The following is a 19,442-nucleotide window of genomic DNA, read 5'->3' on the forward strand; positions in this document are numbered from 1 at the left end:
TGAGTCAAATACGGTTGTAATAAGGCAGTGTTGTAATAAGACAGTTAAATAGCTTTATTCACAACGATAAGCGCGTATAAATTTCTAAAATTTAGTGAGTATTTTCCGCTTTTGCTGAAACAATTCCATACGAATACTTTATCAAGTAAATACTTGCATTAGTTGTATCTTCTTCAAGCAGTGTTGCTGCTGAAGCACAAGGTTGTAATGTTTGATGAGTAGGTATAGGTAAGCCAAGTATTGCATGGAGATGTAGCTCAAATTCGTTTATATTTTGAGAAATAAGTATTACCATACCTGTATCATGGGAGCGGCGAGACTTCATTAAAAAATACCTCATCACCTTTTATAAAAAATTCAACACCAAAAACTCCATAACCGCCAACGGCATCAGTAATTTGTTTATCAATTTTTTGTAACTTTGCTAAAGCTGTATCTGGTATTGCATGTGGTTGCTAAGAGAAGCGATAATCATCATCTTGTTGAATATTATGGCCAATATGATCATACGCCTATAATAGTCAAAAGAGTAATTTCATAGTCAAAATCAATAAATTGCTCGATAATTATTCATTTAGCATGACCGCATGAACCATTTTGAGCTTAATCCCTAAGTTTTAAAATAACTTTAGAGTCTTTGACTACAGATTACCATTTACCTGAATAGCTCATTACAGGCTTTATAACAAATGGTGTTCCAATTGATTGTATTATACATCTAGATATTCCTGCTCACTATTTGCAAATGCAAATTTTGATGTTGGCAAATTAAGTTCTTTGGCAGATAAAGCCCTACTCTGATCTCTTTGGTGATCCATAGTTACCTTAGTAGCTTTTGCATATGGTACATGAATCATTGTGTATGAAGCTTAACTAGATATGTGTTTGGAGATTTTAGAATTAGCTTTTCTAGTGTCTTAGCATTAAGAATATATAACATAATTCTCATCGAGCTACCTGCATTGCTTGAGCGTTCTTATAGAGATCAACAGCTATATGTCTATACCTAGTCTTTGCGCGGCTATAATGAATGCTTTGCCTAGCTCGCCTGAGTCGGACAGTATAATTTTGATATTAGAAATATTCATGTTGATAGTTAAAAGAGAATTTGTGAAGTTAAGAAATATATTAGCAGAAAAACAGTATTTTATTATTTATAGTATAGAACTCAGCAAATTTACCAAAATCAACATTATTTAGAGAATATAATATCGTTGTTAGCATCAATATCGACAACTATTTTATCTTCAGATTTAAACTCACCATCTAGAAGTTTTAGAGCTAGAGGATTTTCTAAGTTATTTTGAATAGCACGCTTAAGTGGTCTAGCTCCAAATATAGGGTCAAAACCAGCATCAGCTAGTTTATCCATAGCTTTAGATGTAACTTCTAAGCCAATATCTAAATCTGCTAAGCGTTTTTCTAAACTCTTGATTTGTATCTTAGCTATTTCAGTTATTATCTCTTTATTTAGTGGCTCAAAGACTATAGCATCATCAACTCTATTTACAAACTCAGGTCTAAAGTAGCTAAGTACCATTTCCATTACAGCAGATTTTACTGTTTCATAGTCTTGACCTTGCATTTCTTGGATTCTATGTGAACCAAGATTTGAAGTCATTACGATCACAGTATTTTTAAAGTCTACTGTTCTGCCATGACCATCAGTCAAACGACCATCATCAAGCACTTGTAGCAAAATGTTAAATACATCAACATGAGCTTTTTCTACCTCATCAAGTAAGATTACAGAGTAAGGTTTTCTTCTTACATGCTCTGTCAGATAGCCACCTTGTTCATAACCAACATATCCTGGAGGTGCACCAATTAATCTCGCCACGGAGTGTTTTTCTATAAACTCAGACATATCTACTCTAAGCATTGCATCTTGATCATCAAATAAAAATTCAGCTAAAGCTTTTGTTAGCTCTGTCTTACCAACACCTGTTGGACCTAAGAACATAAATGAACCTATAGGCCTGTTTGGATCTGATAAGCCAGAGCGAGATCTTCTTACAGCATTAGATACTGCTCTTATCGCTTGGTCTTGACCAATTACTCTCTTATGTAAGAAACTTTCCATATTAAGGAGTTTCTCTTTTTCACCTTCCATCATCTTAGATACAGGTATACCAGTAGCTTTTGATACTACATCAGCAATTTCATTTTCTGTAACAGATGTTCTTACTAGCTTATTTTCAGAAGGTTCAGCCGTTGTAGCTTCTATTTGTTTAATTTGTGCCTCGATCTCTGGTATTTTACCGTACTGTAATTCTGCCATTTTGCTTAAATCACCAGCTCTTTGATATTTTTCAAGCTCAAACTTTGCTTTTTCAAGTTGTTCTTTAAGTTTGCTAGCCCCTTGCATTTTAAGCTTCTCAGCTTTCCAAAGCTCTTCTAGGCCGTTATACTCCGAGTCTAGTCCTTTTATTTCTTGCTCAAGTATCTCTAAACGCTTTTTAGTAGCTTCATCTTTTTCTTTTTTTAGCTGTTCACGCTGCATTTTAAGTTGGATAATTTTACGATATAAGCTTTCCATTTTCTCTGGCTTAGAGTCAATTTCCATACGAATTAAACTTGCAGCTTCATCAACTAAGTCAATAGCTTTATCTGGTAGTTGTCTATCAGTTATGTATCTATGTGATAGAGTTGCAGCACTTACAATGGCAGAATCAGTAATATTTACACCGTGATGTAGCTCATATCTTTCTTTTAGCCCTCTAAGTATAGCTATAGTATCTTCAACCGTTGGCTCATCAATTAACACTTTTTGGAATCTTCTTTCTAGTGCTGGATCTTTCTCAACATACTCACGATATTCATCTAAAGTTGTTGCACCAACACACTTTAACTCGCCTCTTGCTAGCGCAGGCTTAAGCATATTGCCAGCATCCATAGAACCTTCAGATTTACCAGCACCAACCATGGTATGTAATTCATCGATAAATAAAATTACATTACCTTCTTGTTTTGCTAGTTCTGTTAATACAGATTTTAGTCTTTCTTCAAAATCGCCTCTAAACTTAGCGCCTGCTAATAAAGCTCCCATATCTAGAGATAGTACTTTTTTACCTTTGATGCCCTCTGGTACTTCATTGTTTATAATTCTTTGTGCAAGTCCCTCTACTATTGCAGTTTTACCAACGCCTGGTTCACCAATTAGCACAGGATTATTCTTTGTTCTTCTTTGTAGCACTTGTATAGTTCTACGAATCTCACTATCTCTACCAATAATTGGATCTATCTTTCCTTTTTTCGCAAGATCTGTTAGATCTACTGTATATTTGTCTAATGCACCTTTCATATCTTCTTGATTTTGACTACTCACTTTTTCTCCCCCGCGATAATCATCAACTGCTTTAGTAATTTTGTCTTTTGTAATATTATATTTACTATACAGTCTAGTTAAACTTTTATCATCTAATGAAGCTAATAAAAAAATCTCACTTGAGATAAATTCATCATTATTTTTATTGGCAATTTCTTGCATTTTGTGCAGAGTTGTAATTAGCTCTCGAGAAGGAGCGATCTTAGGATTACCTTTACCTGTTAATACTGCCACACTATCAACTAGATCATTCACAGCTTTTATAAAGCTTTGGATATTAACTCCACAAACACTTAATATAGATGTAACGACACTATTATTTTGTTCTAATAATGCTTTTAGTAAATGAGCTGTAGTAAACTCGGTAGCTTTTTGTTGAAAAGCATAAGACTGAGCCTCAGCTAAAGCTTCTTGTAGTTTTACTGTAAATTTATTTATATCCATTATTTCCCTTTAAGAAAAATTATCTGCTTATATATTTAAGGTCGCTTAATCATCTTTTTCAAGAATTTATACCAAAGATTTTAGTTAAACTATCTGTCATTAAAGATTTATTGTTGCAGCACAGCTATAATTCTTTTAGAATAAATACTCTAGACATGTTTTAAATTTATCTATGAATTTGTTGATAAATACTCTTAGTGGTTGGAGTAAGAAAGAAGTTATATGGTTATTTAGTTGTATCGTACTGACAATACTAACAGCTTATTTGAGTGGTAGCAGTTCTTTTATATTAGTATATTCTATTATTGGTATCACAAATTTAGTCCTCGTTGCTAAAGGAAAAGTTTTTAATTATGTTTTTGGATTAATCGGTGCGCTTATGTATGCACTTATTTCATACCAAAACCATGTATATGGACAATTTGTTTTAGCAATATTTTTCTTGTGTCCTATACAGTTCTACGGTTGGTATAACTGGACTATCCCTCACAACAATACTAAAGAGCAGCAGATCAAAATCAAAAAACTTACGCTAGTACAGTTTTCCAAAATTATTTTTGCTGTAGCGATACTGTCAGCATTATATGGATATTTTGTATTGTACCTTCATTTTGGACAAAGTGTGGGCTTATTCGCTGATGCGATTGTAGAAGTCACATCAATAGTTGCATTTATCTTAACAGTTCTTATATATCGTGAGCATTGGCTTTTGTGGCTGACAATAGATGTTTTAACTATTTCAATTTGGGTTGATGGAGTTATTAACTCTTCTATAACCATAGCAATTATACCAGTTATTATTACAAAGTTAGTCGCACTTATAAATGCCATATATGGTTATATAAGTTGGAGAAAAATTTATAAATTTCAAAAGACATCTTAGAAAATCTTCTTAGTATATTTAGAAGTTGGCAAATGTGTACTTGATGAAATTCTGGAGTATTTGGAAATAGGCAGAGGTAGAGGGTGAAGCTCATTTCATAGATGAAGCTTGTAAGATATATATTTAAAATATATATAAAGATTGGAAAAAAATTTTAAAAGACTATTTTAAAGCCACATGGATAAAACTTGTATATAAAAAAGAAATGGAAGTTGATGTGGTTAATCAAATGGTCGGTGAAGATGAAGGCAGGGTTAATTTAAAGGAGGATAAAAATTTAGGGAAGCTGCAGAAAAACTAAAAAAAATAGTGATAAGTAAATCCTCTACGCGTTTGTTTATATAATTTATTATAGTTTTTAATAAGTCTTATGTTAATTTAAATGATAGTAGCTGCTTTCATTGCTTTGACAAAACTTTTAAGTTTACTAACTTAATTTTATCAGCTAAATTATTTTGGATTATTTTAATAATAGCATGCTCCTATTACTCTAGCTTTTATTGCCTGTTGTACTTATTTTTGCTATTGAAATTCCAAATCCTAGTATTGGTTTAGGAGCATCATACTCTTTAAGTTTTGCTAATACTTCTTCGACCAGCATATTTGCACGGTTTGCGCACGAGTTATTCCTACTCTTGAAAGTAAATAAGTATAAACCACTACCAAGTTCTGAAATTTGTTTTAGTGTCTCTTCACTAGCGTCTGGTGGAGCTATGAATATTTGTGTTATACCAACTTTCTTAGCAATACCATGTAACTCTTTTGACTCATGAACTGGCACATCTGCTATAAGTATTGAGTCTACACCTGCATCTAGACATTTTTTTATAAAAATTTTCGATACCATTTGCATAAATAAGATTTGCTATATAATAGCAATCCTATTGGTATATCTGGATTTATATCTAATTTTAGCTAGAATCTCTGATAGTAAACCTCTATCAAAGCTAAATCCTAGTTGTTTGGCTATTTTATGAGAATACTGCTTTTGTTTATTAATATTATATGGTTTATCAATACAGCTAGTATCAACTTGCTGGGCATTTTTATTTTTTCTAGAAGTGGAGATTTTTTCTTTTAAAGATATTAAAGAAAGGTTCTAATTTAGCCACAGTAATACCTTCTTCATAATCATCGAGTACTACAACGGATGCTTGTTATAGCCAATTCGCTCGATATACTTTTCTAGTATTGAATAGTCTTATATATCTCAAAGTCATTATTTTCAAGCTTATGTCCAGATATTCTGAGCTTATGATAGCAACTTACTGTATGCAAAATATTCGTATTTAGGTATTTTACTGAGTTTATCTTTTTGTTTGGTGGTTAGATAAACTATTCTTTTATTTATATCATCAAATTTAATAAGGTTTTTATTTAAATATTCTAAGCTAGTGTTTAGTTCATTAATATTAGTTATTTCATATAAACCTTTTCACTAAAAAAATAGTTTCAGATGTTGTATTGACTGAGCTTTTAGGAGCCTGTTTTTCTAGGTACCAATGTTGTTGGAGAAATTTACGTGATTATACTTCTTCTTTTTATATGGCTTGTCTTGAAGTATCTGGAGCTGGTTTTTGATTTCGCTCATTTTTTAACTTTGCTTGTTGCTTTCTTTCATTAGAAATAGTTCGTCTTGATAGAGTATCATAATATTGGTTTTTGATGATGAAATGTCAGCATAGATGCACTAAAGCAAGCTATCATTAATGGCAACAGCAGATGAAAATTATAGAAATACCTGTTAATGGTGCACCAACGGTCGCTGTAAATAGTGCACTCATTCCGGTTATTGCAAAAACTTCAGCATCAATATTATACTTAGGAGATAGTTGAGCTACTAATAAACCATAAGCTAGCTCAAAAAACAGTACCAAGAGCAATCATTGGCGCGAATATCTCATCAGTAACGCCGATATTATATGAGAAAATAATGCCAGCAAAATGAAGATCAAAAATCACTAAAAGCATATTGATTGATAAGTTATAATTAAGATTATTTCTATAACAAATATAACAACTACCAATAGCATTTGGTGATACGACGACACCAATACCAAAAATTATGCAAACAATTACAACTAAAGTCCAATACCTTTTTCTTGGACCTTCTGAGAAAAAGTTTGTGGCTTTAATTTAATAATTTATTTAAAATAATCCAAAACAACTAAAATATAATCCCTAAAACCATAAAAAGTCAAAGAGTATTTTGTGGTACTGAGCTAAAAGTCTCTACACGTATTTAGGTGGATTGTCCATAACAGATCTAGGGATAACAGTACTCATTATACATACCACTAGAACATATTTTATTGCCGAGACACTAAATATGAACTTCCTACTAATCTCTTCAATTACAAAATTTTGTAGTTAAGTTTGAATCTATCAACAAATCAACAAAAAAATGTACTAAGGCAGCTGCCATATGGATTGATAATCTTTTTTAACTAAGCTTAAGCCTGATCCTAATGAGAAAAATCCACTTGTAAACTTTACAGACATAACTCTTTTACGTAGTGTTCGAATCCAGCATCTTTAACTTCCTGGATACCACTCCGGTTTCTTTTGCAAATTTTCTGACGATAAAAATTGAAACTAGCACCATTGTAATAGTTAATGATATTGACATAGTGATTTCAATAAAAATGTTACCGCCGCTGAAGGAAAAAAGAATTTGGTTAATTCTAAAAATAAAATCTAAAAGTAGCTGAAAAGCTGTAGCTAAAAGGCCTATCATTGTACATAACACAGCACCAGACAGTAACAACGTCCAAAAATATGTATCTAATACTCATTATTCATTATAGACATAAGGGTAGTTTGCAAATTAAGACAAATTATACATTTTGAATTTTTTTAAAAAGAAAAAGTTAATCAGATTTCGATAAATATTACTTAAGTAATATTTTTTGTTATTGAATTTGCTAAATCGGCAGATTTTTTCTCATCACCAAGCACACCTATACGAATTTTTATCTCTGTAGAACGACTATCAACATTACTTAAATCTATACTAATACTTTCACCTCCTTTTGAAGCTTTAATTGCAGCAGTTTTAGTATTATAGGTTTGGCTTATTAGTTTATTTTGACTATCCATTTGGATAGTTTTTATTGTAGCATTATACACACTTCTAATATCTCTAGGAACTTCAATTATATAATTACCATTTATGTAATATACAGTACATCCTGCGACTACAGCAGTCCCTATTAAAATGGCAGCAACAACACAACTATTAAGAGAGATAGCAATAATTATTGATATTGTGATTAAATAGAGTTTTTTGTACATGTTAAGAAGTTTTGTGCGCAATTTCTTGGATTTGGTCCATTAGTGTTGAGGACATTACCTGATCACCAAAAGTACCAAATTTGATTGTTACCTTGGTTACTTGGTCTGTTAATCTTTCAATTTTGACATTAAAACTTGTACTATCGATTTTGGTGGCGCCTTCAATATCAGCATTTTGATTTGTTTTATCAAGATCTTTTGATATTAAAACAAAATCATTATTATCATTAATAGCTTTAAGGGCTGCTTTATAAACAGCTTTATAGTTACCTTCTATATTCATCGAATAATTTCCATGAATATAGGCAACTGTCCCGTCACCAACAGCTATTGCGGTAACAATACAACTATTTAGGGTTAGTATTGAAATACAAATTGTAATGGTAGCAAAAGCTTTCTTTAGGAAAGTCATTATAGAATTATCTATTTGATTAAACATTTTTCTGAATTTGATCCATTAATGTTGCAGACATTTTTTGATCACCAAAAGTACCAAACTTAATTGTAACTTTTGAAGCATTGTCAGTAAGCTTTTCTATTTTAACATAAAAACTCGTTGAGTCTACTTTGGTACTACCATAAATAACTGCATCCATAGAAGTAATAGATTTTTTAGTGATTACAAAATCATTATTACTTTGAATAGCTTTTAAAGTAGCATTATAAATATCTTTTAAGCCACCACTCATATTCATTGAATACTCGCCAGAGATGTACGCGGCAGTTCCACCACCTACAGCTGCACCAACAAGTAGCCAACAACTGCTTAAAGATAAGGCTGAAGTTCCTAATAATACCGCAATTAATACTTTTTTAAATTTCATAAATTTATACCTTATTTATATGTGGTAATAACATAAATCATATTATACACGCTTCAGAATATAGTCAATTAATTTATTTGCTGTAAATATAGTTTTAGTTACATTAAATTAAAGCTATTATTAACTATCTGTATGTTACCTATATTGATAAATAATAATGAGTTATATTTTTGATTTTTGCACTATGATTATCAATCTTTTGTGTACATTTTTACTAGCGGGGCTTTATGTTATTGGTTGGCCTGTTGGAATAGTCGGCTTGATTATGAGTGCTGGATTATTCTATGTGAGTGGGCTGTACGCAGATGCTATATTGCAAATAGTTTTGCTATTTAGTTTTGCATATGGCTGGTATAGTTGGCAGCCTAATCTTGGTCATAAAAAAATTGTTGTGCATAAACTTAGTATAACTGGTTGGTTAAATGTTTTAGGGAGTATAGGGTCATTAGGGTTACTTGTGTCACAATTGCTTATTATATACACAGATGCAACAACCCCATATATGGATGGCTTTACAAGTGTGGCATCGCTTGTATGTGTGTTTTTGGCAAGTAGGAAAATAATAGATAACTGGATAATTTGGATGGTAGTCGACTCTACTTATGTATTTTTGTATATGTACAAAGATTTGCCTTTTGCTGCTATCACTACTTTTATATATCTAATTGTAGCAATATACGGCTATATTCATTGGAAGAAGTTAATGTATAAATGCTACTAGATGCGCAACAACGTACAAAATAAAAATTATAATATAAGTTGCTACTAAGTGTGAAAATCATTAATACAAAACTTTCGTCTGTTGCTATGTGTGTTCATTCTTTATTAACAAAATAAAAACTTTAAGTCAGGAGTATGATTTTGTTATTCTTTCTTTTGGAATTCATCCTTGGAGAGCAGATATATATTTTAGCAATCTAATATCTCTAGATAAATATAGGCTTAGATAACGATTTTAAAAAAAATATGCGGCATTTTACATTGATCGGGTGAAAGTTTTTGAATATATCATTTTACATGCTTCATAATAAGATAGAAAGTTATTAAATCTACATACCAGTGTAGCAGATATGGAAGTTTTGAAATTTCTGCAAAAAAGATTATTGTTCACTGATATGCCGGAGATCTTGAGATAGTGGATAATTACTTTAGGAGGTTACTTTTCTATTGGTGTTGGTTTAATGAGTATATCAGAGAGATAACTAGAAGAATATACTTTAGATAGGATTTTGATTAAAACAGATAATTTAATACTCATGACTCTTATGAGGAAAGTGTAACAATGGAATGCTCGCACTACTATTTAAAGTCATAGATGAGATTTGTAAAACTAAGAAAATGCCAATTTAAAGCATTTAGAGACTAGCCATAAAATGTTTTAATTTAGTTATATCACATATAAATATGATTTGTTTAGTAATTTTTTGGTAGGTACTTCAAGCATAAGTTCTAAAAATAGAGGTAAAACTATGCCATTATATACAGTAATTTAGCCATATAACCATGAGTTTTTGAAAGTCTCAGTATATACATTGAAGAATGTGGTAATTCAAATGGTAAACCGGTTGTATTTATCCATGGAGGTCCAGGTGTGGCATACAATCAAGTTACCGACAATATTTTAATCCAAAGAAATATAGAGTTATTATTGTAGGTTAATGCGGATGTAGTAACAGTACACCATTTGCAGAATTAAGAGAGAACACAACTTGGAATTTGATTGAAGATTTTGAGCAGATCCGTAAAAAGCTTAGGATTGATAAATGGATGATTTTTGGAGGTTCATGGGGTAGCACGCTAGGATTGGAATATGCTCAAACCTATCCAACGGTTGTGACTGAACTTATTCTCAGAGAAATATTCTTAGGTCGTAAGAAAGAAATATCATGGCTATACCAATATGGTGTATGTGAGGTCTTTCCAGATAAATAGGGAGGATTAATATAAAACCTATTGATGAAGAACGAAGAAAAGATTTTATATCAGCATACTTAACTGGCAGAGATGAGGAGTTAAAGCAACAAGCAGCTAAGGCTTGGAGTATTTGGGAGGCATCAACTAGTAAGCTATATGTAGATGAGAAATCTATAAGAAATATATGGCGAAGATAATTTTAGTTTGGCATTTGCAAGTATAGGGTGTCACTATTTCAAAAATAAATTATTACTAGAAGAAGGCCAATTACCTTAAAACGCAGATAAAATCAAAAACATTCCTGTAGTGATAGTGCAAGGACGGTATGATATGGTTTGCTCATCTACTAGTGTGTGGGTACAAATGTTTGGTCAACAACAAAACTGGACATTCAATAACAGAGCCAGGAATCTTAGAAGCTTTAGTCAAAGCAACGTTGATATGTATCTAAGTAGCCATCATTATCAAATAATATGTTAATTTTATACTTATTTTTTTGTATTGAGTATTAATTTTTGTATTTATACTGAGGTTATTGAGATGTTTATTGTAAAAAAAAGAAGTGAAAAAGTTAAAAAAAATTGAAAAAGCCCTTGCGTTGTAGTGAGGTGATGTGTATTATATGTCTTCACACGGCTGGCGGGTGATGTTAGCGGTTGAGAGGCAAAAATTTCTAGTGATATTTAAGAGGTATATTATATACAAACACTTTGTTAAAGAATTTGAGTATCAGTAGTTAGAGTAAGAATTTGATTTAAACTGAAGAGTTTGATCCTGGCTCAGATTGAACGCTGGTGGCATGCTTAACACATGCAAGTCGAACGGTAGCAGGACTAGCTTGCTAGTTGCTGACGAGTGGCGGACGGGTGAGTAACGCGTAGGAATCTGCCCATCTGAGGGGGATACCAGTTGGAAACGACTGTTAATACCGCATAGTATCTGTGGATTAAAGGTAGCTTTCGAGCTGTCGCAGATGGATGAGCCTGCGTTGGATTAGCTAGTTGGTGGGGTAAGGGCCTACCAAGGCCACGATCCATAGCTGATTTGAGAGGATGATCAGCCACATTGGGACTGAGACACGGCCCAAACTCCTACGGGAGGCAGCAGTGGGGAATATTGGACAATGGGGGAAACCCTGATCCAGCAATGCCATGTGTGTGAAGAAGGCCTTAGGGTTGTAAAGCACTTTAGTTGGGGAGGAAAGCCTTGAGGTTAATAGCCTTTAGGAATGACGTTACCCAAAGAATAAGCACCGGCTAACTCCGTGCCAGCAGCCGCGGTAATACGGGGGGTGCAAGCGTTAATCGGAATTACTGGGCGTAAAGGGTCTGTAGGTGGTTTGTTAAGTCAGATGTGAAAGCCCAGGGCTCAACCTTGGAACTGCATTTGATACTGGCAAACTAGAGTACGGTAGAGGAATGGGGAATTTCTGGTGTAGCGGTGAAATGCGTAGAGATCAGAAGGAACACCAATGGCGAAGGCAACATTCTGGACCGATACTGACACTGAGGGACGAAAGCGTGGGGATCAAACAGGATTAGATACCCTGGTAGTCCACGCTGTAAACGATGAGTACTAGCTGTTGGAGTCGGTGTAAAGGCTCTAGTGGCGCAGCTAACGTGATAAGTACTCCGCCTGGGGACTACGGCCGCAAGGCTAAAACTCAAAGGAATTGACGGGGACCCGCACAAGCGGTGGAGCATGTGGTTTAATTCGATGCAACGCGAAGAACCTTACCTGGTCTTGACATCCTGCGAACTTTCTAGAGATAGATTGGTGCCTTCGGGAACGCAGTGACAGGTGCTGCACGGCTGTCGTCAGCTCGTGTTGTGAAATGTTGGGTTAAGTCCCGCAACGAGCGCAACCCCTATTGATAGTTACCATCATTAAGTTGGGTACTCTATTGAGACTGCCGCTGACAAGGCGGAGGAAGGTGGGGACGACGTCAAGTCATCATGGCCCTTACGACCAGGGCTACACACGTGCTACAATGGGTATTACAGAGGGCTGCGAAGGAGCGATCTGGAGCGAAACTCAAAAAGGTACTCTTAGTCCGGATTGCAGTCTGCAACTCGACTGCATGAAGTCGGAATCGCTAGTAATCGCAGGTCAGAATACTGCGGTGAATACGTTCCCGGGTCTTGTACACACCGCCCGTCACACCATGGGAGTGGGTTGCTCCAGAAGTAGATAGCTTAACGAATGGGCGTTTACCACGGAGTGATTCATGACTGGGGTGAAGTCGTAACAAGGTAGCCGTAGGGGAACCTGCGGCTGGATCACCTCCTTAACGGAAATACGAAAAAAAATAAGTAAATAAGCTTTAATTGTTGATCAAGTGATTTAGCATAGTGTTTGTAGGTAATGTATTTTAGTGTGAATAAAATACGGGTCTGTAGCTCAGTTGGTTAGAGCGCACCCCTGATAAGGGTGAGGTCGGTAGTTCAAGTCTACTCAGACCCACCAATTTATGTTTTGTTGGGGCCATAGCTCAGCTGGGAGAGCACCTGCTTTGCACGCAGGGGGTCAGCGGTTCGATCCCGCTTGGCTCCACCAATATTTTATTTACATGAAAATAGAGATATTTAACAATTTAGTATAGAAATAGACTTAAGAAAATAAGTGCAAGCGGTGGATGCCTTGGCATTCAGAGGCGATGAAGGACGTGATAATCTGCGATAAGCTTCGGTTAGCTGGTAAATGAGCTATGATCCGGAGATTTCCGAATGGGGAAACCTGGCTAGAGAATAATCTAGTCACTCACTCGAATAGGGTGTAGAGCGAACGAGGGGAACTGAAACATCTAAGTACCCTTAGGAAGAGAAATCAATTGAGATTCCCGTAGTAGTGGCGAGCGAAGTGGGAGGAGCCTGGTATGATTTAGCTGTAATTATAGTAGAACAAGTTGGGAAGCTTGACGATAGAGGGTGATAGTCCCGTATACGAAATAATGACAGTGGAACTAAGCATACGAACAAGTATGGCGGGGCACGTGAAACCTTGTCTGAATATGGGGGGACCATCCTCCAAGGCTAAATACTACTGAATGACCGATAGTGAACTAGTACCGTGAGGGAAAGGTGAAAAGAACCCTTATAAAGGGAGTGAAATAGAATCTGAAACCGCTTGCATACAAGCAGTAGGAGCATGATTTAGTCATGTGACTGCGTACCTTTTGTATAATGGGTCAGCGAGTTACTTTTAGTGGCGAGGATAACTGAATAAGGGATCCGTAGCGAAAGCGAGTTTTAATAGGGCGATTAGTCGCTAGGAGTAGACCCGAAACCGGCGCGATCTATCCATGGCCAGGTTGAAGGTTAGGTAGTACTAACTGGAGGACCGAACCCAATACTGTTGCAAAAGTATGGGATGAGCTGTGGATCGGAGTGAAAGGCTAATCAAGCACGGAGATAGCTGGTTCTCCCCGAAAACTATTTAGGTAGTGCCTCGTGTATAACTCATTGGGGTAAAGCACTGTTTCGACAATGGGGGTTTTACGACCTTACTGACTCGATGCAAACTCAGAATACGATGAAGTTCAATCACGGGAGACACACTGCGGGTGCTAAGGTCCGTAGTGGAAAGGGAAACAGCCCAGACCGCCAACTAAGGTCCCTAAGTCATAGCTAAGTGGGAAACGAAGTGGGAAGGCCCAGACAGCCAGGAGGTTGGCTTAGAAGCAGCCACCCTTTAAAGAAAGCGTAATAGCTCACTGGTCGAGTCGGCCTGCACGTAAGATTTAACGGGGCTAAGCTATGCACCGAAGTTGCGGAATATATTTAGTATATTGGTAGGGGAGCGTTCTGTAAGCCGATGAAGGTGAACTGAGAAGTTTGCTGGAGGTATCAGAAGTGCGAATGCTGACATGAGTAACGTAAAATAAGTGAGATTCTTATTGGCCGAAAACCCAAGGATTCCTACGCAATGTTAATCAACGTAGGGTAAGCCGGCCCCTAAGGCGTAGCTGAAGAGTGAAGTCGATGGGAAACAGGTTAATATTCCTGTGCCGCTTATTATGAACGAAGGAGGGACGGAGAAGGTTAGGTAGGCCTGGCGGATGGTTGTCCAGGTGAAAGTATGTAGGTAGAGGTGCTAGGCAAATCCGGCATCTTGTTAATCTGAGATACGAGACGAAGTCAAACTTGTTTGACGAAGCTATTGATACCATGCTTCCAGGAAAAGCTTCTAAGTATAATTGTATAAGCGACCGTACTGTAAACCGACACTGGTGGGTAGGTAGAGAATACTAAGGCTATGAGATAACTCTGGTGAAGGAACTAGGCAAAATGACACCGTAACTTTGGAAGAAGGTGTGCCCTTGATGGTGATAAGACTTGCTCTTTGAGCTGTTGGGGGCTGCAGATACCAGGTGGCTGCGACTGTTTATCAAAAACACAGCACTCTGCGAAATCGTAAGATGAAGTATAGGGTGTGACGCCTGCCCGGTGCTGGAAGGTTAATTGAAGGGGTTAGCACAAGCGAAGCTCTGGATCGAAGCCCCAGTAAACGGCGGCCGTAACTATAACGGTCCTAAGGTAGCGAAATTCCTTGTCGGGTAAGTTCCGACCTGCACGAATGGCGTAACGATGGCCACACTGTCTCCACCAGAGACTCAGTGAAATTGAAATCGCTGTGAAGATGCAGTGTACCCGCGGTTAGACGGAAAGACCCCGTGAACCTTTACTACAGCTTTACACTGGACTTTGAATATTTATGTGTAGGATAGGTGGGAGACTATGAAGCAGCTACGCCAGTAGCTGTGGAGTCGTCCTTGAAATACCACCCTTGAATATCTGAAGTTCTAACTCAGGAGAAATTCGAGGACAGTGTATGGTGGGTAGTTTGACTGGGACGGTCTCCTCCTAAAGAGTAACGGAGGAGTACGAAGGTGCACTCGGTACGGTCGGAAATCGTGCCAAGAGTATAAAGGCAAAAGTGCGCTTGACTGCGAGAGTGACGGCTCGAGCAGGTACGAAAGTAGGTCTTAGTGATCCGGTGGTCCCGAATGGAAGGGCCATCGCTCAACGGATAAAAGGTACTCCGGGGATAACAGGCTGATTCCTCCCAAGAGTTCATATCGACGGAGGAGTTTGGCACCTCGATGTCGGCTCATCACATCCTGGGGCTGAAGCAGGTCCCAAGGGTATGGCTGTTCGCCATTTAAAGTGGTACGCGAGCTGGGTTCAGAACGTCGTGAGACAGTTCGGTCCCTATCTGCCGTGGGCGTTAGAGATTTGAGAAGAGTTACTCCTAGTACGAGAGGACCGGAGTGAACGAACCACTGGTGTTCCGGTTGTTTCGCCAGAAGCATTGCCGGGTAGCTACGTTCGGACGGGATAAACGCTGAAAGCATCTAAGCGTGAAGCCTCCTTCAAGATTAGATCTCTCTGATGTAAATCAGTAAGGAACGTTGGAGACTACGACGTTGATAGGCTGGGTGTGGAAGTATAGCAATGTATGAAGCTTACCAGTACTAATGATCCGAGAGACTTAAGTCTATTTCTATACTGAATTGTTAAATATCTTTATAATCCCAAAACACAGTTTTGGCGATGATAGCTTGTAGGAACCACCTGATCCCATTCCGAACTCAGAAGTGAAACTACAAAACGCCAATGATAGTCTGGCATTGCCCAGGTGAAAGTAGGTAGTCGCCATCTTCTTAGTTTATCCAAAGACTTATCGTGATAAGCTCAAATACAATGCCTCATAAAAATATGGGACTTGTTGTTTTTTGCATTTGTAAACTTATACGATGAGCCACAGATTAAAAGATTTTTAGAAAAAACTTTTTTAGTTTTAGGTCATGATGTTGAGATTGTCGATATAGCTGGTAATGCGACAAAACTTTTAGGAGAGTATCATATATTATGCTGTTATTCTTGATCTTCGACTTCCATGACCAATATGGTCAAGAATGGCTAAAATCTGCACGCAGATATAGTGAGTGCTATAATTAAGTTGTTCTGCGCGTAATGACACTTAAGAGGTTAAAAAGCTATCGAGAATGGTGCTCTTGACTATATCAAAAAGCCTTCTGATATGCGAGCTTATTGCTAGAGTCAAAAGACAGCTAAATCATCTGCTAAAAAAACAAACTGGTAAATATTTTTTTGCAATTTTAAATATAGATTTTAATGATAATAAAATAAGGTTAATTTTACATTTTTCGAAAAAAGAGTTTTTTATTTTGGATTTTATAGTCAGTCATGCTGGTAAGTTAGTGATGCAAAATACTATTCTGAAGGATGTTTGGGGTGAATGCCATGGCGATGGCACACAGCATTTAAGAGTATATATTGAGCAATTAAGAAAAAAACTATTTACTTGTAAAAAAAACAAAACTCTTAATAACCACAGAAAACGCTATAGGTTATCGCTTTGCTGTCGCTGATTAAGTACGATTCTAATACAAGAAGAACGATATTTTTTCTTTTACCAACTATATAAATTACTATTTAGGGTTATTTATGTTTTATGAACTAACTATCTGCGAGAAAGGTTGTAGTTTAAACTTACGGCTATGTTTCATATGTTACTTTTAATTTGGTTAATACTTTTTACATGTATCGTTATTATTTGTATCTTTATTATCAATTTCCTCTATTTATTTTCTAATAAGTCTCCAGGAAAGATTAATTGCTTCAACATCTTTAAACTTTTTTAGACCTTTGTCATGTCTTATTAATAGATGGTGTAACGGGGAATGCTTTTCCATTATGCTTTATCAGTTCCTAAGATTATAGGTTTTTTTCTAGAGTAACTCTCAAAATACTATATTCTTAGTAAGAAGTTTTTTTTTGAAATTTTTGTTTAAATAAATAGCTTATGTAAGCATACCTTTCCTTTGTCCATCGTGTAAACCGCTACAATTTACTACCGAATGCTCGAAATCAAAAGCTTTAATATATTTAAAAAGTATGATTTTGGTTACTAGATTTCATCCACTTTATATTTTTCATGTACATATCCACATGTTTTATTCCATTGATGAATAAGATAAAGTGTATAAATAGCAACTGATAATACAACTAAAGAGTAATTCTTTTTCATTTATATAATTGTAGCCATTATTAATCATTCTTTTGTATATAGAAACTCTATGAAAATCTTTTCTTTTTTTACCAAAAAGTTTTGGATATTATCATTTTTCTCTAGTTCATTTTGAAAAGATATAAAATAATCAAAATATTTTTTATGGTATTTCTTTAGGAAGTTAGGAGTATAATGACTATTTTTAACTCTCTTAACTTGATCTTCTTTAGTATAACCGTTTCTTGCACTATTGTTCATTGTTATAAAATGACCTCGTAGAATTTTTTTATTTACACCACCTTTAAAGTCACTTAATAAAGTTTGATTAGTTTTAATTTGCTCCTTTAGGTTATGATACTTATAATTTTCTATAGATATTTGTAAAAATCTTCTATCTTATATATCCAAATTTTTTAAATATACAAGTACGTAGTTAAAGCTAAGTTATTGCTTAATTATTTCTTATTTGTAACATTTTTTATTAATTATCAATCTGGGATAGTTTTGTTCATCACTAAAAGATTAATTAGGTAATTTTATAAATGTATTTAACTTAATGATTTAGTGGAATAAAACGGTAGATTTAAAGGTATTAACTTATATGCTGTAAATTTAATGATCTTAGAATGAAGTTTTTATCTAAAATGTACCTTTTTTGGTAACTTATTAATATGACTAAAAAACATATCTTAGCGTTACTCTTATTTGCAATTATCAAAATAACCTTTGCTGGGTCACAAGAGAAATATTCTACAAGCATTAATATAGTAGATGATACCCTCAGCAAGTAGCAGCTTAAACAGATCCATTTGAATACTTTTGATTCTTTGACAAATAATGAAGATAGTTGTGGTATGAAAATAGAGCAACTGGTATTTAGGCTTGATGTTTGGTGGAAGTATGAGTGGCTCGAATATGATGCTTGGAGTTGCTGGTAATGTGATGATTATGTCAGGATATAAATTTAACTAATATCTAGGTATTCAGTATAATCAGATGATCTCATATAGCGGAACCTTTACAGGCATAGGTGAGGAGGCAACTATTATGATTCCTACTGGTTCAATGATTATGTCATATGCTGCAGCTGGGGCTGGGTGGTCAAATATGTCAGGATCTGTACAAAGGTTGCTTGGGATATTGGTGGTGCATCAATATTGCGTTATTAAAGACACTTAGTTCTATTGCTAGTTATAGATACATACAGACTATGGCAACCTAAGTCAAGTTTATAGGTGAGGGTATAAATCAGCCATGCTAGAGCTGCTATGAGTATGGTATCGGGTGGTTTGGTTTGATATTTTTAACAAGCTTATATTTTAAACATTCTCTAATCTATATTTATAAATTATTCTTTCATCTTTTTTATGTCCAGATATTTGCCAGTTGAGTTTAATTTGATCTGTAAAAACTTCAATAATAGCAGAATATAGATCATCAATACAAACATAATCTTGCTTGTTATAAGTTATGATCTGTGCGTATTAGATCAAAAAGTTTGACAACAATGTTATTATAACTAAAACGCGCATGAGATAGGCTTATTAGATTACTATCAATACTTTGCTAGAGATATTAAGTTTTTAAGAGCCGTTTCTTTGAAATAGATACTATTATTTATTCTGTTGCACTGTAACAGTTACGTGACATAGCCATTCCAGCCAGTTAGAGATTTTTTGCCACATTTATAAATAAATTCAAAATATTTTACTTGGAGTAA

General features: G+C 35.3%; 13 protein-coding genes, 2 tRNA genes, 3 rRNA genes and 3 pseudogenes. 12 read left to right on the forward strand and 9 right to left on the reverse strand.

Features of this window, described 5'->3' with window-relative positions; all coding sequences use genetic code 11:
• Positions 1-91 precede the first annotated feature (91 nt).
• A pseudogene (locus FSC845_RS07020) lies at positions 92-1,088 on the reverse strand (ATP-grasp domain-containing protein).
• A gap of 104 nt (positions 1,089-1,192) precedes the next feature.
• Positions 1,193-3,772 (reverse strand): ATP-dependent chaperone ClpB, encoded by a 2,580-nt coding sequence (gene clpB, locus FSC845_RS02380; protein ID WP_064461608.1) that lies wholly within the window; start codon positions 3,770-3,772, stop codon positions 1,193-1,195.
• 172 nt (positions 3,773-3,944) lie between these two features.
• Between clpB and pnuC (FSC845_RS02385) the strand changes: the two genes are divergently transcribed.
• Positions 3,945-4,655 carry a nicotinamide riboside transporter PnuC gene (pnuC, locus tag FSC845_RS02385; RefSeq protein WP_064461609.1) on the forward strand — a complete coding sequence of 237 codons (711 nt, stop codon included), beginning with the start codon at positions 3,945-3,947 and terminating at the stop codon, positions 4,653-4,655.
• Positions 4,656-5,145: 490 nt separating this feature from the next.
• On the opposite strand, the gene FSC845_RS02395 is transcribed toward pnuC (FSC845_RS02385), so the two are convergent.
• The 6 genes and pseudogenes from FSC845_RS02395 to FSC845_RS02415 form a co-directional block, all read right to left on the reverse strand.
• Positions 5,146-5,502: a tryptophan synthase subunit alpha gene (locus FSC845_RS02395; protein ID WP_158506406.1), complete on the reverse strand. Its 357-nt coding sequence runs from the start codon at positions 5,500-5,502 to the stop codon at positions 5,146-5,148.
• Positions 5,503-5,577: 75 nt separating this feature from the next.
• Positions 5,578-6,246: pseudogene (locus FSC845_RS09565) on the reverse strand (hypothetical protein); the annotation flags it as partial.
• A pseudogene (locus FSC845_RS09960) lies at positions 6,197-7,457 on the reverse strand (chloride channel protein). The pseudogenes FSC845_RS09960 and FSC845_RS09565, both read right to left, overlap by 50 nt.
• Positions 7,458-7,550: 93 nt before the next feature.
• Positions 7,551-7,949, reverse strand: a complete 399-nt coding sequence (locus FSC845_RS02405; RefSeq protein WP_064461610.1) for a DUF3568 family protein — start codon at positions 7,947-7,949, stop codon at positions 7,551-7,553.
• A gap of 1 nt (position 7,950) precedes the next feature.
• Positions 7,951-8,361, reverse strand: coding sequence for a DUF3568 domain-containing protein (locus FSC845_RS02410; protein WP_064461797.1), 411 nt, complete (start codon positions 8,359-8,361; stop codon positions 7,951-7,953).
• A 19-nt stretch (positions 8,362-8,380) separates the two neighbouring features.
• A complete protein-coding gene (locus FSC845_RS02415) occupies positions 8,381-8,773 on the reverse strand; it encodes a DUF3568 domain-containing protein (protein ID WP_064461611.1) in 393 nt (130 codons plus the stop codon).
• A gap of 157 nt (positions 8,774-8,930) precedes the next feature.
• Between FSC845_RS02415 and pnuC (FSC845_RS02420) the strand changes: the two genes are divergently transcribed.
• From pnuC (FSC845_RS02420) to FSC845_RS08635, 9 genes are all read left to right on the forward strand, one after another.
• Entirely contained in the window at positions 8,931-9,494 is a 564-nt protein-coding gene (pnuC, locus tag FSC845_RS02420) for a nicotinamide riboside transporter PnuC (protein WP_064461612.1), read from the forward strand.
• Positions 9,495-10,489: 995 nt separating this feature from the next.
• Positions 10,490-10,705 (forward strand): alpha/beta fold hydrolase, encoded by a 216-nt coding sequence (locus FSC845_RS08625; RefSeq protein WP_227806629.1) that lies wholly within the window; start codon positions 10,490-10,492, stop codon positions 10,703-10,705.
• 738 nt (positions 10,706-11,443) lie between these two features.
• Positions 11,444-12,977 (forward strand): 16S ribosomal RNA (locus FSC845_RS02430).
• Between the two features lie 99 nt (positions 12,978-13,076).
• Positions 13,077-13,153, forward strand: a tRNA-Ile gene (locus FSC845_RS02435).
• A gap of 14 nt (positions 13,154-13,167) precedes the next feature.
• A tRNA-Ala gene (locus FSC845_RS02440) sits at positions 13,168-13,243 on the forward strand.
• A 52-nt stretch (positions 13,244-13,295) separates the two neighbouring features.
• A 23S ribosomal RNA gene (locus FSC845_RS02445) occupies positions 13,296-16,185 on the forward strand.
• Between the two features lie 47 nt (positions 16,186-16,232).
• Positions 16,233-16,347, forward strand: a 5S ribosomal RNA gene (rrf, locus tag FSC845_RS02450).
• Together the 16S, 23S and 5S rRNA genes with 2 tRNA genes alongside form the textbook arrangement of a ribosomal RNA operon.
• A 67-nt stretch (positions 16,348-16,414) precedes the next feature.
• Entirely contained in the window at positions 16,415-16,573 is a 159-nt protein-coding gene (locus FSC845_RS08630) for a hypothetical protein (RefSeq protein WP_236940294.1), read from the forward strand.
• A 121-nt stretch (positions 16,574-16,694) separates the two neighbouring features.
• On the forward strand, positions 16,695-17,081 hold the full coding sequence (locus tag FSC845_RS08635) for a winged helix-turn-helix domain-containing protein (RefSeq protein WP_227806631.1): 387 nt from the start codon (positions 16,695-16,697) through the stop codon (positions 17,079-17,081).
• A gap of 683 nt (positions 17,082-17,764) precedes the next feature.
• Here FSC845_RS08635 and FSC845_RS02460 read toward each other — a convergent pair.
• Complete coding sequence (locus FSC845_RS02460; RefSeq protein ID WP_064461613.1) at positions 17,765-17,980, reverse strand: hypothetical protein; 216 nt, start codon at positions 17,978-17,980, stop codon at positions 17,765-17,767.
• 551 nt (positions 17,981-18,531) lie between these two features.
• On the opposite strand from FSC845_RS02460, the gene FSC845_RS09365 reads away from it, so the two are divergent.
• Together FSC845_RS09365 and FSC845_RS08640 are read left to right on the forward strand one after the other, a co-directional pair.
• Positions 18,532-18,660 (forward strand): hypothetical protein, encoded by a 129-nt coding sequence (locus FSC845_RS09365; protein ID WP_257719638.1) that lies wholly within the window; start codon positions 18,532-18,534, stop codon positions 18,658-18,660.
• A gap of 58 nt (positions 18,661-18,718) precedes the next feature.
• A complete protein-coding gene (locus FSC845_RS08640; RefSeq protein WP_227806632.1) occupies positions 18,719-18,901 on the forward strand; it encodes a hypothetical protein in 183 nt (60 codons plus the stop codon).
• Positions 18,902-19,442: the final 541 nt, after the last annotated feature.

This window comes from Francisella persica ATCC VR-331, assembly GCF_001653955.1.
GTDB classification, from domain to species: domain Bacteria; phylum Pseudomonadota; class Gammaproteobacteria; order Francisellales; family Francisellaceae; genus Francisella; species Francisella persica.

Coding starts and splice junctions, on each gene's coding strand:
- FSC845_RS02415 (WP_064461611.1), bottom strand. CDS start 8,773: ATGAAATTTAAAAAAGTATTAATTGCGGTATTATTAGGAACTTCAGCC.
- FSC845_RS02410 (WP_064461797.1), bottom strand. CDS start 8,361: ATGACTTTCCTAAAGAAAGCTTTTGCTACCATTACAATTTGTATTTCA.
- pnuC (WP_064461609.1), top strand. CDS start 3,945: ATGAATTTGTTGATAAATACTCTTAGTGGTTGGAGTAAGAAAGAAGTT.
- pnuC (WP_064461612.1), top strand. CDS start 8,931: ATGAGTTATATTTTTGATTTTTGCACTATGATTATCAATCTTTTGTGT.
- FSC845_RS02460 (WP_064461613.1), bottom strand. CDS start 17,980: ATGAACAATAGTGCAAGAAACGGTTATACTAAAGAAGATCAAGTTAAG.
- FSC845_RS08635 (WP_227806631.1), top strand. CDS start 16,695: ATGGTGCTCTTGACTATATCAAAAAGCCTTCTGATATGCGAGCTTATT.
- clpB (WP_064461608.1), bottom strand. CDS start 3,772: ATGGATATAAATAAATTTACAGTAAAACTACAAGAAGCTTTAGCTGAG.
- FSC845_RS02405 (WP_064461610.1), bottom strand. CDS start 7,949: ATGTACAAAAAACTCTATTTAATCACAATATCAATAATTATTGCTATC.
- FSC845_RS08640 (WP_227806632.1), top strand. CDS start 18,719: ATGATCTCATATAGCGGAACCTTTACAGGCATAGGTGAGGAGGCAACT.
- FSC845_RS02395 (WP_158506406.1), bottom strand. CDS start 5,502: ATGGTATCGAAAATTTTTATAAAAAAATGTCTAGATGCAGGTGTAGAC.